Origin of the sequence: Flavobacterium rakeshii (genome assembly GCF_009741375.1) — a bacterium.
GTDB classification, from domain to species: Bacteria; Bacteroidota; Bacteroidia; order Flavobacteriales; family Flavobacteriaceae; genus Flavobacterium; species Flavobacterium rakeshii.
On the sequence record NZ_WOWP01000054.1, the window covers coordinates 41,294 to 55,358 of the forward strand.

Annotated in this window: 15 protein-coding genes; 9 read left to right on the forward strand and 6 right to left on the reverse strand. The window is 36.5% G+C overall.

The genetic code is table 11. The features are described from left to right. Positions 1-8 precede the first annotated feature (8 nt). Positions 9-1,157 (reverse strand): sensor histidine kinase, encoded by a 1,149-nt coding sequence (locus tag GN157_RS13655; protein WP_157484075.1) that lies wholly within the window; start codon positions 1,155-1,157, stop codon positions 9-11. 158 nt (positions 1,158-1,315) lie between these two features. Here GN157_RS13655 and GN157_RS13660 point away from each other — a divergent pair, with 158 nt between their 5' ends. Together GN157_RS13660 and GN157_RS13665 are read left to right on the forward strand one after the other, a co-directional pair. After that, positions 1,316-2,194, forward strand: a complete 879-nt coding sequence (locus GN157_RS13660) for a flavin reductase family protein (protein WP_157484076.1) — start codon at positions 1,316-1,318, stop codon at positions 2,192-2,194. A 49-nt stretch (positions 2,195-2,243) separates the two neighbouring features. Continuing rightward, a complete protein-coding gene (locus GN157_RS13665) occupies positions 2,244-2,630 on the forward strand; it encodes a DUF3127 domain-containing protein (RefSeq protein WP_035136010.1) in 387 nt (128 codons plus the stop codon). A gap of 34 nt (positions 2,631-2,664) precedes the next feature. Here the strand turns inward: GN157_RS13665 and GN157_RS13670 are convergent, their stop codons facing one another. After that, the gene (locus tag GN157_RS13670) at positions 2,665-3,300 is read right to left on the reverse strand and encodes a hypothetical protein (RefSeq protein ID WP_157484077.1); all 636 of its coding nucleotides are present in this window, start codon (positions 3,298-3,300) and stop codon (positions 2,665-2,667) included. 524 nt (positions 3,301-3,824) lie between these two features. Continuing rightward, positions 3,825-4,484, reverse strand: coding sequence for a hypothetical protein (locus GN157_RS13675; protein ID WP_157484078.1), 660 nt, complete (start codon positions 4,482-4,484; stop codon positions 3,825-3,827). 281 nt (positions 4,485-4,765) lie between these two features. Between GN157_RS13675 and GN157_RS13680 the strand changes: the two genes are divergently transcribed. The 4 genes from GN157_RS13680 to GN157_RS13695 all read left to right on the forward strand — a co-directional run bounded on the left by GN157_RS13680 (position 4,766) and on the right by GN157_RS13695 (position 8,143). Next, positions 4,766-6,475, forward strand: coding sequence for a helix-turn-helix domain-containing protein (locus GN157_RS13680; protein WP_157484079.1), 1,710 nt, complete (start codon positions 4,766-4,768; stop codon positions 6,473-6,475). Between the two features lie 59 nt (positions 6,476-6,534). Further along, positions 6,535-7,170: a leucyl/phenylalanyl-tRNA--protein transferase gene (gene aat, locus GN157_RS13685; protein WP_157484080.1), complete on the forward strand. Its 636-nt coding sequence runs from the start codon at positions 6,535-6,537 to the stop codon at positions 7,168-7,170. Between the two features lie 40 nt (positions 7,171-7,210). Next, positions 7,211-7,570 carry a hypothetical protein gene (locus GN157_RS13690; RefSeq protein WP_157484081.1) on the forward strand — a complete coding sequence of 120 codons (360 nt, stop codon included), beginning with the start codon at positions 7,211-7,213 and terminating at the stop codon, positions 7,568-7,570. Between the two features lie 102 nt (positions 7,571-7,672). After that, positions 7,673-8,143, forward strand: coding sequence for a hypothetical protein (locus GN157_RS13695; RefSeq protein ID WP_157484082.1), 471 nt, complete (start codon positions 7,673-7,675; stop codon positions 8,141-8,143). Positions 8,144-8,191: 48 nt separating this feature from the next. On the opposite strand, the gene rpmA is transcribed toward GN157_RS13695, so the two are convergent. Together rpmA and rplU are read right to left on the reverse strand one after the other, a co-directional pair. Continuing rightward, a complete protein-coding gene (gene rpmA / locus GN157_RS13700; protein ID WP_035135155.1) occupies positions 8,192-8,452 on the reverse strand; it encodes a 50S ribosomal protein L27 in 261 nt (86 codons plus the stop codon). A 24-nt stretch (positions 8,453-8,476) separates the two neighbouring features. Then, positions 8,477-8,836, reverse strand: coding sequence for a 50S ribosomal protein L21 (rplU, locus tag GN157_RS13705; RefSeq protein ID WP_035135157.1), 360 nt, complete (start codon positions 8,834-8,836; stop codon positions 8,477-8,479). Between the two features lie 202 nt (positions 8,837-9,038). On the opposite strand from rplU, the gene GN157_RS13710 reads away from it, so the two are divergent. Together GN157_RS13710 and GN157_RS13715 are read left to right on the forward strand one after the other, a co-directional pair. Beyond that, complete coding sequence (locus tag GN157_RS13710; protein WP_157484083.1) at positions 9,039-10,364, forward strand: M16 family metallopeptidase; 1,326 nt, start codon at positions 9,039-9,041, stop codon at positions 10,362-10,364. Positions 10,365-10,379: 15 nt separating this feature from the next. Then, on the forward strand, positions 10,380-12,422 hold the full coding sequence (locus tag GN157_RS13715) for a M16 family metallopeptidase (RefSeq protein WP_157484084.1): 2,043 nt from the start codon (positions 10,380-10,382) through the stop codon (positions 12,420-12,422). Between the two features lie 70 nt (positions 12,423-12,492). Here GN157_RS13715 and GN157_RS13720 read toward each other — a convergent pair whose 3' ends face one another. Then, positions 12,493-13,359, reverse strand: coding sequence for a DMT family transporter (locus GN157_RS13720; RefSeq protein WP_157484085.1), 867 nt, complete (start codon positions 13,357-13,359; stop codon positions 12,493-12,495). A 114-nt stretch (positions 13,360-13,473) separates the two neighbouring features. On the opposite strand from GN157_RS13720, the gene GN157_RS13725 reads away from it, so the two are divergent. Next, positions 13,474-14,016 (forward strand): heavy-metal-associated domain-containing protein, encoded by a 543-nt coding sequence (locus GN157_RS13725; protein ID WP_157484086.1) that lies wholly within the window; start codon positions 13,474-13,476, stop codon positions 14,014-14,016. Positions 14,017-14,065: the final 49 nt, after the last annotated feature.

Below are 14,065 nucleotides of genomic sequence, written 5' to 3' on the forward strand. Positions count from 1 at the left end.
GCCTTTTTTTATGCTTTGCGGTAACTGGCCTGCATGGTGGTACCCACCCCAATTTCCGACTCTTTTACCTTAATCTTTCCTTTATGATATTCTTCAACTATACGCTTGGTTAAGGACAGTCCTAGCCCCCAACCTCTTTTTTTAGTAGTAAAGCCAGGCTCAAAAACCTTTTTAAACCTATTCTTTGCTATTCCCTTCCCCGTATCAGTCACCTGAATTTTTATCAATTCTCCGGTATCTTCCAGCACCACCTTTAGCGAACCTTTACCTTTCATGGCATCTACTGCATTTTTAACCAAATTCTCTACAGTCCAGCTATGTAGTTCCCGGTTAAGCATAACATAAATAGGATAGGTAGGCGCCTTAAATAAAAACTCTACCTGACTTGAAGTACGCGACCTTAGGTATTCAAACGAATGTTCGGTCTCGGCTACAATATCCAGTTTTTCAAGCACAGGTTCAGATCCAATTTTGGAAAAACGGTCGGCAATGGTTTGCAATCTGCTTACATCCTTTTCCACTTCGGTCACAGTAGTTTCATCCACATTATCAATCTTCATAATCTCAATCCACCCTAACAGCGATGAAAGCGGCGTACCAATTTGGTGAGCAGTTTCTTTTGCCATACCTGCCCATAACTTATTTTGGGTTGCCATTTTTGATGCTCTGTAAAAATTAAACACAACAGCACCAAACAGCACTATAATAAGTATTAAGGCAATAGGAAAATATTTAAGCTGATTGAGCAGAAAGGAGTTACCATAGTAAACAAACTGATGTTCTGTAGACGAGAGATCCATCCTTATAAAGTTGTTCTCCTTTTTAATATCCTCAATATACTTTTGAAGCTTTACAGAATCCTTTACAATTTCCTCACTTACATTACTAACATCCTTCAGGTTGCCTTCAGAGTCTGTCCAAACTGTTGGAATAGTGGTATTTTTACTCATTATCCGCCTTAAAAGCTCAACATCAGTAGTACTTTCTGCCTTGTTTAGTTCCTCAAGAGAATCTGCCCAAATCTCCATTTTATTCCTTTCTTCATATTTAAAAACCTGAAAAAGGTAATACGTATTCCATAGTATTAATACAACTATGAGAAAAGATGCCAGAATAATAAATCCGCGGGTAAAATTCCTGTTATTAGAAAACTGCATACAATGGTATTTGTGGCCTAAAGATACTAAATATGGTAAAAGTGCGGGCATTTATAACGATACAAACCAGCGTTTATTATTTTGTTATTAACTCTGCTTTGGTAAAATGGTTTAAGTAGTCAGGAAAATTTATCTTTGCATAAAACACAATTTTTGCAATGCTTAGTATAGATCCAAAAGAAATACCTGCAGCAAAGCTACAGGGCTACCTTCAGGGAGCCGTAGGCCCAAGGCCAATAGCTTTTGCCAGCACGATTGATAAAGACGGAACCCCTAACCTTTCTCCGTTCAGTTTTTTTAATGTATTTAGCTCTAATCCTCCAATACTGGTATTTTCGCCGGCACGCAGAGTAAGGAACAATACGGTAAAACACACGCTTATTAATGCCGAACTTAACCGTGAGGTGGTCATCAACATAGTGAATTATGCTATTGTACAGCAGGCTTCGCTATCAAGCACCGAATATGGTGACGGAGTTAACGAGTTTATCAAATCGGGCCTTACCATGCAGCCGTCAGATATCGTTAAGCCATTCCGTGTAAAGGAATCGCCTGTACAGTTTGAATGTAAGGTAAACGACATTATAGCATTAGGTAACGATGGTGGTGCCGGTAACCTTATTATATGTGAAGTGGTAAAACTACACGTAGACGAAAGTGTACTGGATGAAAACGGAGCTATTGACCAAAACAAAATCGATTTGGTTTCCCGTATGGGCGGTAACTGGTACAGCCGTGCCAATGCAGGGCTTTTTGAGGTTGAAAAACCACTTACAACACTTGGAATTGGCGTAGATGCCATACCTGCTTTTGTAAAGGAAAGCACTGTTTTTAACGGAAATGACCTTGGTAAACTGGGGAATGTTGAAACTTTGCCTACAGAAGAAGAAATTGATACCTTTGTAGAAGAGTCTTTTGAAGCAAAAGCTGTTTTAAGCGCCGACGATGACACTAAAAAATTCCTAAAAGCTAAAGAGCACCTGGACAACAATGAGGTAGCTACAGCCTGGAAATTACTTTTAGCAACAAGAAAATAATACGATTGACTGCCTTGTAGCAGTAAAACAATAAAATAACAATTTGAACATGGAAGTTACAGGAAGAATTAAAATGATTGATGAAACTAAATCTTTTGGAAGCAACGGATTTAGAAAAAGAGAATTGGTAGTTACAACAGATGAGCAGTACCCACAGCACATCCTTGTTGAGTTCACTCAGGACAAGTGTGATTTACTTAACAGCTATACCGTAGGAGAACCTGTTAGAGTTTCCATTAACCTTAGAGGCAGGGAGTGGGTTAACCCACAGGGTGAAACCAAGTACTTTAACTCTATACAGGCATGGAGAATTGAAAAACTGCAACCTGCTGCACCAGCACAACAAATGCCTCCGCAACCGGGTCCAAACTCATATGACTCTTTTGAGCCTGCAACAAATTACAAAGAAGAAGACCACGACGATCTTCCGTTCTAATAAACTAAAAAGCCCTGTTTAAAACAGGGCTTTTTTAATAATCACTTGTAAGTGTTTTTACTTCTAACTGCAAGCCAATAGAAAAACCTTGCTTCTTTTTGTATATATTATTCTCTTCTGCTTTTAAGTAACGACAGTACCCGTCTTTAGCTATATAATTTACAGGTGCATAATAGTAGTAATCCCTACAGGAAGTATCTGTAAGCTTTTTTACAGATATAAAAAACTTATTAGTTTTATAATTGTATTTTGATAAATCTAACTCAACTTTTTTTAACCTATCATTCGTACACTCCTCAAGCGCTATTAACATAGGCTCACTATTCACCTTTTCACCAACACTATAATCATCATTAACCTCATACAGCGTAACTTCAAACTCTGTTTTATTAACTCTAAATGTACTGTAATCTCGTCCACCTAATTCCATAACATGGGCTATTGGTGTAAAAAAAAGTTTGACCCCTTGCAAAGTACCTTCCGGCAAACTATCTGTTAAATAAAAAACAGGATCTTCAGTGAAGTACAGATTACTATTTACATAAACCTGTTTAAAGTTACCGCATTTTACTTTTTTTACTTTAGGTTTTTTTACATCTTTTTCAACAACAACATCCTGTAAGTGGATAACATCTTTCTCAAGGTTTTGAGAAAACAAAATTGCAGGCATTAAAGCCACAAAGCAAATTAAAAAGCGACTAAACATGTAATAAAATTTGTACCTAACTAACGACATACTATAATTCGTATTGTAGTTTATTAAAAAAATAAAGCCCCGAATTACTTCGGGGCATTTTTTGTTGAAAAAGACAACTCTCTTTTTGCAACAACCCAATAATAGTCTTTTAAGCTCTCCTACCCTAAGAATTTCTTAAGCAGATATGGAAAAAGGTGTGAAGTAAGAACGCCTAATAATAATTACCGGATATAATTCTCATAGCAATTTTTTTTTAAACACTAAACAGCAGTCTGACCTAACTAAGTGTGTAATTTTAATTTGTTTCTAAGCCCCCGTCCCTAAGGATATTACAAGGTGTGGGGATAGGAGACCTAAAAACTTTAATTATTTATCAAGAACAAAGCGTATTTAATACTTAGCCCCGTTTTAATCCCCCGCCGCAAGGTGTATCGGTGTAGCGACGGAGGTTCTTAAAAACGTGGTGATTATTGTTCTACCTAAACTAATAAACTAAACTATAATGACATTATGGAAACTACAGCTGCATTAAACACTGCCTGAGCAGGGCTTTCAAAGCCACCTGTAAGACTTGATGCACAAATAGATCTTGTTTCATGCCATTCTTTGTCTTTATCATCTTTTACTAAGGACAGCTCTCTGTTTTTCACCATTAGAGAAACCGATTTCAGTACAAGTTCTTCTTCAGTAGAATTGGCTCCACAAATAGTTATCTCATTACCTAGAGAGGAAATAACATCATTTATCTGAGCTTCTTCATTAATCTCGTTATTAAAAAATGCTTTAATAACATTAGTTGCTGGAGAAGTAAATAAGTTTTGCTGCAAAAGCATTTCTGGTTGATTTAAAGCTTCCTCTATTAGTCCTTTATCTGCTACAGCATAATCACCACCCTGTAGATTAACAAATTCCGAATTAGATTTGGCTATAAATTGCATTCTATCAATAACGACGTCAAGCTCTTTGTCGTCATCATCATACTTACTTACATACTCATTTATGATTTCGCCAAGCACTTCTGCTTCTAAACTTTTAAATGCTACTGCTTTTAAATTAAAAGCACTTGTTTGTTTTTCACTAAATTTAAGATCGTTGTCAGTGCTACATCCTGTTATGACTAAGGATGCTACCACCATAAACAAAGAAAATCTTTTCATTTCACACGTTTTTAAGATTTGTTTCTTTGTTTACTCCCGGGCAGTAAACTTTTTACTTTATCGATACAGGGCAAAACTATAGCAGCCTAAAAAAGCTCACAAAAGGTTGTTGTGCAGATTTATAAATCTGCACTGTAAAACCACTTAAACAACTGAAATACAGAATGAAAAAAATAACAACTTTCATTTTCAAAAAGCTTATTTTTGCACAACAGACTTAGTTAACACAATCCCACCCACAATAAAAAAAGTCTTTTTAATGCAAAGAGGCGTATGAAAGAATGAAAGCACACTACCTGATACTCATTTTTATAGCTCAGTTTAACTGTATAGCCCAGAAAAAATTTATTATCCCAGACTCACTTAGCCATAAGAATTACAATGAGCTTTCTGACGATATAGATAAATATGAAGATGACAGTATTAAACTTTGGGTATACTATCACACCTATATAGAAAAGGCTAAAAAAGAAAACAACAAAGAGGAACTAATTAATGGTTATCGCAATATATTGTTTGATTTACCGCTAACGACAAGATTACAATACACCGATAGCATATTGAATATCGCTACCTCCCTTAAGGACAACAAACTTATTGGCAGAGCATACATACATAAAGCAGTAGCCTATTTTAGATACAAAAACTATATAAAATCACTTGACAACTATCTAATAGCAGATAAGTACATCAATTATAAAAATGATATTTATACCCAATACAAAATAAAATACGGCATTGCCAATATTAAATTCTATTTAGGTTATTATCAGGAAGCATTAGACCTTTTTACCGAATGCAAAGACTTCTATAAAAATCAAGAGGGATATAATTACAAACAGGGTTACTTACACTCCCTCTGTTCAACGGGACTTTGTAATTTCAGACTAGGTAATTTCGACAAGTGCTCACAGATAAACGAACTAGGAATAAAGGAAAGTAACAGTAGTGATTTCTCTTTAATTAACAGCTACTTCTTTCAATCAGAAGGAATTAATCAATTTGCCATAAAAAACTATAACAAATCCATTAATTACCTTAAAAAACCGCTATCTAATATAATTGACAACGAAGACTTTGTTAATATAGCTGTCACTTATATGTATTTAGGTAAAAATTACCTTAAATTAAATCACGACACACAAGGTATTATCTACCTACAAAAAGTTGATTCTATTTTACAAAAAAAAAACTATGCGAATTTAGACTTAAGGGAGACCTACGAATTGCTTATTAATTATTATAAAAAGAAAGGTGACCTTGAAAACCAATTATTATACACCAACCGATTACTGGATGCTGATAAAATACTTGAGAAAAACTATAAAGACCTTATATCTACTATACACAAGGAATATGACACAGCCGAATTAGTTGCTTCTAAAAACAATCTCGAAAAAACACTTAAAAGAAACACCATTGTTAGCTATATAATTTACTCTTTAGCAGGAATAATAATACTCGTAATAAGCTATCTTTTAATTGCTAACTATAAAAAACAAAAAAGATACAAACAAAAGTATGAGGAACTTATAGCTAAAGCCAAAGAGAGAGAAAAACAATCTGAACAAGCAATACAAGCCACCAAAGTAAACACTGATGAACTTGACATAAACAAGGACATTGTTTTAAAAATACTTAAAGGCCTGGAAACCTTCGAAAAGAAAGAAGAATATCTGGGTATAGGCTTAACACAATCATTACTGGCCGATGAGCTTGACACCAATACTACCTACCTATCTAAAGTAATAAACCATTATAAAGGTAAAAACTTTAACTCCTACCTAAATGAGTTAAGGGTAAATCATGCTGTTTCATTACTAAAAAACAGCTCTACCCATCGCAGGTATACCATAAAAGCACTTGCCGAAGAACTTGGTTTTAGTAATCCGCGAAGTTTTTCAGATGCTTTCTTTTCTCAAACAGGCATTAAACCTTCCTACTTTATTAAGCAGATTGAGAAAGAACCTGATTTATTAATGAGTGCTTAATTTTTTATCAAAATAGGGAAATGCTTACCTTTGAGCATTCAAACAAAGTGCATTAACACATGTATTATCTTTCCCGAGACCTTTACTTCCCACCTGCCCAGCAAGCCTCACCTGAAGGTATTGTAGCCATAGGTGGCGACCTATCTCCCGAAAGATTACTGCTTGCCTACCACAATGGTATATTCCCGTGGTTTGAAGATGATGAGCCCATACTATGGTGGTCCCCACCGGAAAGAATGGTGCTTTTCCCTAACGAACTCAAGGTATCTAAAAGCATGCGCAACATTATAAACAGGGGGATTTTTAAAGTTACCTTCAATACTGCTTTTAGAGATGTGATAACTAACTGCCGCAACATAAAACGTGATGGACAGCCCGGCACATGGATTACTCCCGAAATGGTAGAGGCTTACTGTGAACTCAACAGGCTGGGTAAAGCAAAATCGGTAGAGGTATGGCAGGATGATAAACTTGTTGGCGGGCTATATGGTATAGACCTCGGTCATATTTTTTGTGGAGAAAGTATGTTCTCTAAAGCATCTAATGCCAGCAAGATAGCTTTTATCGCTTTGGTCAAACAACTGGAAATGGCAGGGTATTTGCTTTTAGACTGCCAGGTATACAACGATCACCTTGCAAGTCTGGGTGCGCGCGAAATATACCGTGAAGATTTTTTAGACACCCTAAAACGTTAAAATAAAACCACTTATACTTAAATAGAGTATATTTGCGCCCGTGAAAGAAAATTTCAAAAAAATATCATTATCATTAATTGCTCTTATATATCTGTTAGCAACAGGTATATCGGGCAATCATACGCCCGACTTTAATACTAACATAGTAAAGTCGAAGGAGCAGGTATTTTTCACTAAAACCGACTTTAAGTCTTCTTTCCACGCATCTACAAACGAAACTAAGCTTTTAGAGACCGATGTAAAAAAGGCCGATATCCCTTTTTACAGCATAACAAACAGTCTAAAAGCCATAACGTGGTTTATTCAGGATAATTATTCTCAATATCTGTTCAATAACAGAGATTCATTACTCCGCTTTACCACAACAGATATTATTTACCCTTTCCATTTTTTCTGGTAAACACCTAAGTCATTTTACCGCAGCCATTTCATGGCTAAAAATTTCTTTGCCGGCAGCACAAACTGCATGGCTAACTCATTATAAACATATAACAATTAAAAAATGGACTTAGGTACAGCAATAATAGGCGGTGTATTACTTTTAGCATGTATTACACCTATAGTAATAGCACACAATAGCAGTAATAAAAAATATAAAAAAACACTGGCAGCATTAAGCGATTATGCAGCCGAGAAATCATGTAAAATAAACCAACAGGATATTTGGATACATGCCGCTATTGGTATTGATACCCAAAACCGTATGCTGTTCTTTTTAAAAGGCGACAGTAATGCACACACTATAGAACATGTTGATTTAAATAAAATAAAGGAAAGCAGGGTTATCACTCCTGATAGCAGAGAAAAGTCAGACCGTATTAACAGGCTGGTACTGGAACTCCAACCGGCAAACAACAGTGAACAACCGGCAGTACTGGAGTTTTATAATGCTAATGTTTCCATGCAGCTTGCAGATGAGCTGATACTGGCTAAAAAATGGAAACAGATAATTAATGATGTGGTAGGGGCCTAAAAACAAAAAGCCCACTCAATGAGTGGGCTTTTGTATTGTTGCAAATTCTTAAGCTTCAAATGGAACTATAGAAACAAAAGATTTGTTGTTAGCTTTTTTCTGGAACTTAACAACACCGTCAACTTTAGCATGTAAAGTATGATCTTTACCCATGTAAACGTTTTCACCCGGGTTGTGTTTAGAACCTCTTTGTCTAACGATAATGTTACCGGCAATAGCAGCCTGTCCACCATAAATCTTAACGCCTAGACGTTTCGACTCTGATTCCCTACCGTTCTTGGAACTACCGACACCTTTCTTGTGAGCCATGATGTTTTAGTTTTTAATTGTTAATTATTCTTCTGTAGCTTCCGCTTTTTTAGTCGCCTTTTTCTTAGTACCACCAGCTGTAATTCCTGAAATTACAATTTGTGTTAATGATTGACGGTGACCATTTTTAACTTTGTAACCTTTTCTTCTTTTCTTTTTGAAAACGATTACTTTGTCTCCTTTTAAGTGTTGTAACACTTTGGCTTCAACTGAAGCACCTTCTATAGCCGGGGCGCCAAGGGTAACTGTTCCGTTGTCATCAAGTAAAAGAACTTTTGCAAATGAAATTGCATCTCCTTCTTTACCTTCAAGACGGTGAACATAAACCTTTTGGTCTTTGCTAACTTTAAATTGCTGCCCTGCTATCTCTACGATTGCGTACATAACAATATGGTTTAATTAATTTTTTGAGTTTGCAAATATACAACTTAATATTTATCACACAACAGGTTAGCACAAAAAAACAAAGTTAAAAATCACATTTGTAACCCCCTAAGTATCAATATTAAAAAAAAATAAAAATTTATTGTAACAAATTGCCGAAATTGCGTACCAATTAGCAAAATCAAAAATATTATTAATTTTTATGAAAAAATCTTTAATGGCTTTGGGTTCACTTCTTATGCTTAGCGGAGTAGCTTCGGCCCAAAAAGTAGCATTTGAGGAATACGATCTGGATAACGGTCTTCACGTTATCCTACATCAGGACAAATCGGCTCCTGTTATCGTTACATCAGTTATGTATCACGTAGGTTCTAAGGATGAAAACCCTGAGAGAACAGGATTTGCTCACTTTTTCGAACACCTTTTATTTGAAGGTACAGAAAACATCGCCCGTGGCGAATGGTTTAAAATAGTTACTGCAAACGGTGGTAACAACAATGCCAATACTTCTGACGACAGAACGTACTACTACGAGGTTTTCCCTTCTAACAACCTTGAGCTTGCCATTTGGATGGAATCTGAAAGGTTAATGCACCCGGTAATCAACCAAATTGGTGTTGATACTCAAAACGAGGTAGTAAAAGAGGAAAAAAGACTACGTGTAGACAACCAACCTTACGGTAACCTTATTGCACAGGTTAAAAAGAACCTGTTTAAAGTTCACCCGTACCAGTGGGCTACCATTGGTTCTATGGACCACCTTGATGCCGCAACTCTTGAGGAGTTCCAGGCTTTCAACAAAAAATTCTATATTCCTAACAATGCCGTTTTAGTTGTGGCTGGTGATCTTGACATCAACCAAACTAAAAAATGGATAGACCAGTACTTTAGCGCTATACCTAAAGGAACACCTATTTCACGTAAGCATTTTGAAGAAGCTCCTATTAACGAAACTATTCACGCTACATACGAAGACCCTAACATTCAGCTTCCAATGGTTGTTGCTGCTTACAGAACTCCTTCTATGAAAACAAGAGATGCAAGAGTACTTGATATGATCTCTACGCTATTAAGTGGTGGTAAGAGTTCAAGAATGTACAAGAGAATTGTAGACGAAGAGAAAATGGCACTTCAAATGGGCGCTTTCAGTTACAATCAGGAAGACTACGGTTCTTATATCATTTACGGTATCCCAATGCAGGGGCACACTGCTGAAGAGCTTGTTGCCGAAGCAGACAAAGAAATCGTAAAGCTTCAAACTGAGCTTATCTCTGAGAACGAAATGCAAAAACTTAAAAACCAGTACGAAAGTCAGTATGTTAACAGCAACTCAAGTATAGAGGGTGTTGCAGAAAATCTTGCAACTTACTACCTTCTTTACGGTGATGTTAACCTTATCAATACTGAAAACAGTATTTACCAAGGCATTACAAGAGAAGAAATCAGAGAAGTGGCTAAGAAATATCTTAACCCTAACCAAAGATTAATTCTTGATTACGTTCCAGCTACAGATAAAGCACAAAACTAAGTATACAGAAATATCATGAAAAAAGTTATATATATATTAGCCGGCTTGTTTTTATCAGTGACTTCAATGCAGGCTCAAGACAGACCAATGCCACAACCAGGTCCTGCCCCAACAGTAAACGTGGGTAAACCTGAAACTTTTAAACTTAAAAACGGTTTAAAAGTACTAGTTGTGGAAAACCACAAACTACCTAGAGTATCTTACACCCTTACAATGGACAACGCTCCTTATGCGGAAGGAAGCAAAAAAGGTGTTTCAGATCTTTTAAGCGCTGTAATAGGTAGTGGTACTAAAAAAATATCTAAAGAGAAATTCAATGAAGAAATTGACTTTTTAGGTGCTAACATCAACTTCTGGGCAAGTGGTGCTTCAGGAGGCGGACTTTCAAAATATTCCAACAGAATACTTGAGTTAATGGCAGACGGTGCCCTTAACCCAATATTTACTCAGGAAGAGTTTGACAAGCAAAGAGACAAAATGATTGAAGGTCTTAAATCAGACGAGAAAAGCGTTCCTGCTGTATCGTCAAGAGTTACAGATCTTTTAATTTACGGTAAAAACCACCCTAACGGTGAGTATGTAACCGAAGAAACTCTTAACAACGTTACTCTTAACGACGTTGTTAACAACTACAACACTTACTTTGTACCTGGTAATGCTTACCTTGTAGTAGTAGGTGACGTTAAAGTAAAAGACGTTAAAAAACAGGTAGAGAAATTATTCGGCTCATGGAAACCGGCTGTTGCTCCAAATGTAAGCTACACGGATCCTAAAGATGTTCAGTACACTCAAATCGACTTTGTTGATATGCCAAACGCTGTACAGTCTGAAATCTCTGTAGTAAACGTCTCTACACTTAAAATGACTGACAAAGATTACTTTGCTGCAATCCTTGCTAACCAAATTCTTGGTGGTGGTGGTGAAGGCCGTTTATTCCTTAACCTTCGTGAGGCTCACGGATGGACTTACGGTTCTTACTCTTCTCTTGGTGCTAACAAACGTGTTACTTCTTTCCGTGCTACTGCATCTGTAAGAAACAACGTTACTGACAGTGCTGTTGTTGAGATACTAAACGAGCTTAAGAAAATAAGAACTGACCTTGTAAGCGAGGAAGATCTTAAAAATGCTAAAGCTAAATACATAGGCAACTTTGTAATGCAGATTGAAAAACCATCTACAGTTGCAGGTTACGCTCTAAGAACAGAAACTCAAAACCTTCCTGAGGATTTCTACGAGAACTACATTAAAAACATTAATGCAGTAACTCCGGAAGACATCAGAAATGCTGCTCAGAAATACTTTAAGGTAAACAACTCAAGAATCGTTATTGTTGGTAAAGCTGCCGATGTATTACCGGGACTTGAAAGCCGTAAAATTCCAATTAACTATTATGACAAGTTTGGTGCTACCGCATCAAAACCAGAACTTAACAAACCGGTTCCTGCAGGTGTAACTGCTAAAACTGTTTTAGAGAACTACATCAATGCTATTGGTGGTGAAAAAGCGGTTTCCGGTGTTAAATCTATCTCTGTAACCGCTTCTGGTTCTGTACAGGGAATGAATCTTGAGGTTTTCAAAAAAGTAACTTCAAGCAATAAAATGGCTCAAGGTCTTAGCGTAATGGGTCAAACTCAAAAAATGGTATTTGATGGAACTAAAGCTTTTGTTGTGGCTCAAGGCCAAACACAGGATTTACCGGAAGATCAGGTAGCTGAGTTCAAAAAAGAAGCTTATCCTTTCCCTGAATTAAAAATGAAAGACGATGCTTCTATAACTCTTAAAGGTATTGAAAGCTACAATGGTAGTGATGTATATGCTATTGTTAACGGAGATGCTACTATTTATTTTGACGTTAAAACCGGACTTAAAGTTGCTAAAATAGAAACAGCACAAGGACCGCAGGGAGAAGTAAGTGTTACAACTCCTTACAGCGATTACAAAGAAGTTAAAGGTGTTAAAATACCTTATAAAAGCTCAATAAACATTGGTATGGAAGTAGAACTTACTGTATCTGATGTAAAAATCAATGAAGGTGTTAGCGATGCTGATTTCCAATAATCATTAAAGATTTTTGATATACAAAAAAGGCTGCCTATTGGCAGCCTTTTTTATTATGTAATTACAAACTTTATTTCCTCGCTGAGAAATATACTCCTACTAAAATTATTAGCGCACCAAAGCCCTGCGCAAGGCTTAGCGACTCGTTATCCAGCAGCCCCCATATACATGCCACAACCGGAATTAAATAGGTTACCGATGATGCAAATACAGGCGATGACATTTGTATAAGCCTAAAGAAAACGATATTAGCAATACCTGTACCTACTACCCCAAGTATAGCAATATACATCATGGCTTTTTGCGCCTCGGGATTTACCACAACATCTGAAAAGCCCGAACAGAATAATATAATTATAGCCGGAATAAGCATTACCGAAAAGTTACCCACACTAATACTAAGCGGACTCAAATCTGAAAGGTATTTCTTAATCAGGTTTACGTTTAGAGCATAGCATATAGTAGCCACTACAACAAACAAAGCATAAAAGTAATTTTGATTTGGATTATCCATTGCGCCGTTATACACAAGCAGTATACTCCCTATCAACCCTATAACAACCCCAAAATACTGCCTTCTTTGAAACTGTAACCCAAACAGCAGCGCCCCCATAACAAGCGTATTAAGCGGCACTAAGGAGTTTAGTATAGCACTTACCGAACTGTTTATCTCGGTTTGCGCCACAGCAAACAGAAAAACAGGCATAAATGTACCTACAAGTGCCGTAAGAGCAATATACTTCCACTGACCCCGCGGAATTGTTTTAAGACTCTTAAAACCTATTATTAAAAGGAACAGTCCGCAAAAAATAATACGTAAAGCCCCCATTTGAGAAGCAGTTAACCCTTCAAGGCCACGCTTCATGAGTATAAACGAACTACCCCATACACATGCTAATATTATTAGCAAATACCATTTTAAATTTTTAGACTGCATATTTTTTAACTTATTTGAGTCCAAAAATCCGTTATTTAAAACTACCCGACAATAGTTTTTTCATATTTTTGTAAACTCTTTTACACGAGTTTATTAACTACAACAGTATATATTATGAACAGTATTAAAAAAATTGCATTTTTTGCTCTAACGGCCGCCCTTTTTGCAAGCTGTAAAGACAATGCTAAAAACAACATGGAAGCTCCGGAAGGAACTACTAATGATACTACGGCAACAGCTCATGAAACAGCTGCTAACCTTGAAACTACTACCTTTAAAATTGATGGTATGACTTGCCCACAGGGATGTGCTGCTACAATTGAAAGCAAACTTGCAGGTATGGAAGGTGTACAGGATGCTAAGGTTGATTTTGAAAGCAAAACAGCTACGGTATCGTTTGACGCTTCAAAACAAACTCCTGAAACATTAGTTACTAAAGTTGAAGGTATTGCTAATGGCGCTTACAAAGTGTCTGACGTAAAATCTTCGGGAGATAAAGCATACTACAGCTTAGATCAGGAAAAGGAAAAAGCAAAAACAACAACTAAGAAAGCAGACGGTAAATCATGCACTTCCGGAGAGAAAAAAGAAGGTAAAGGCTGTTGTGGCGGAGCTAAAAAATGCTCATCTGAAACTAAGAAAGAAAGCAAAATGTAATTTCTTGTAAACAATATAAAACAAAAGAGCGGCTTATATATAATAGCCG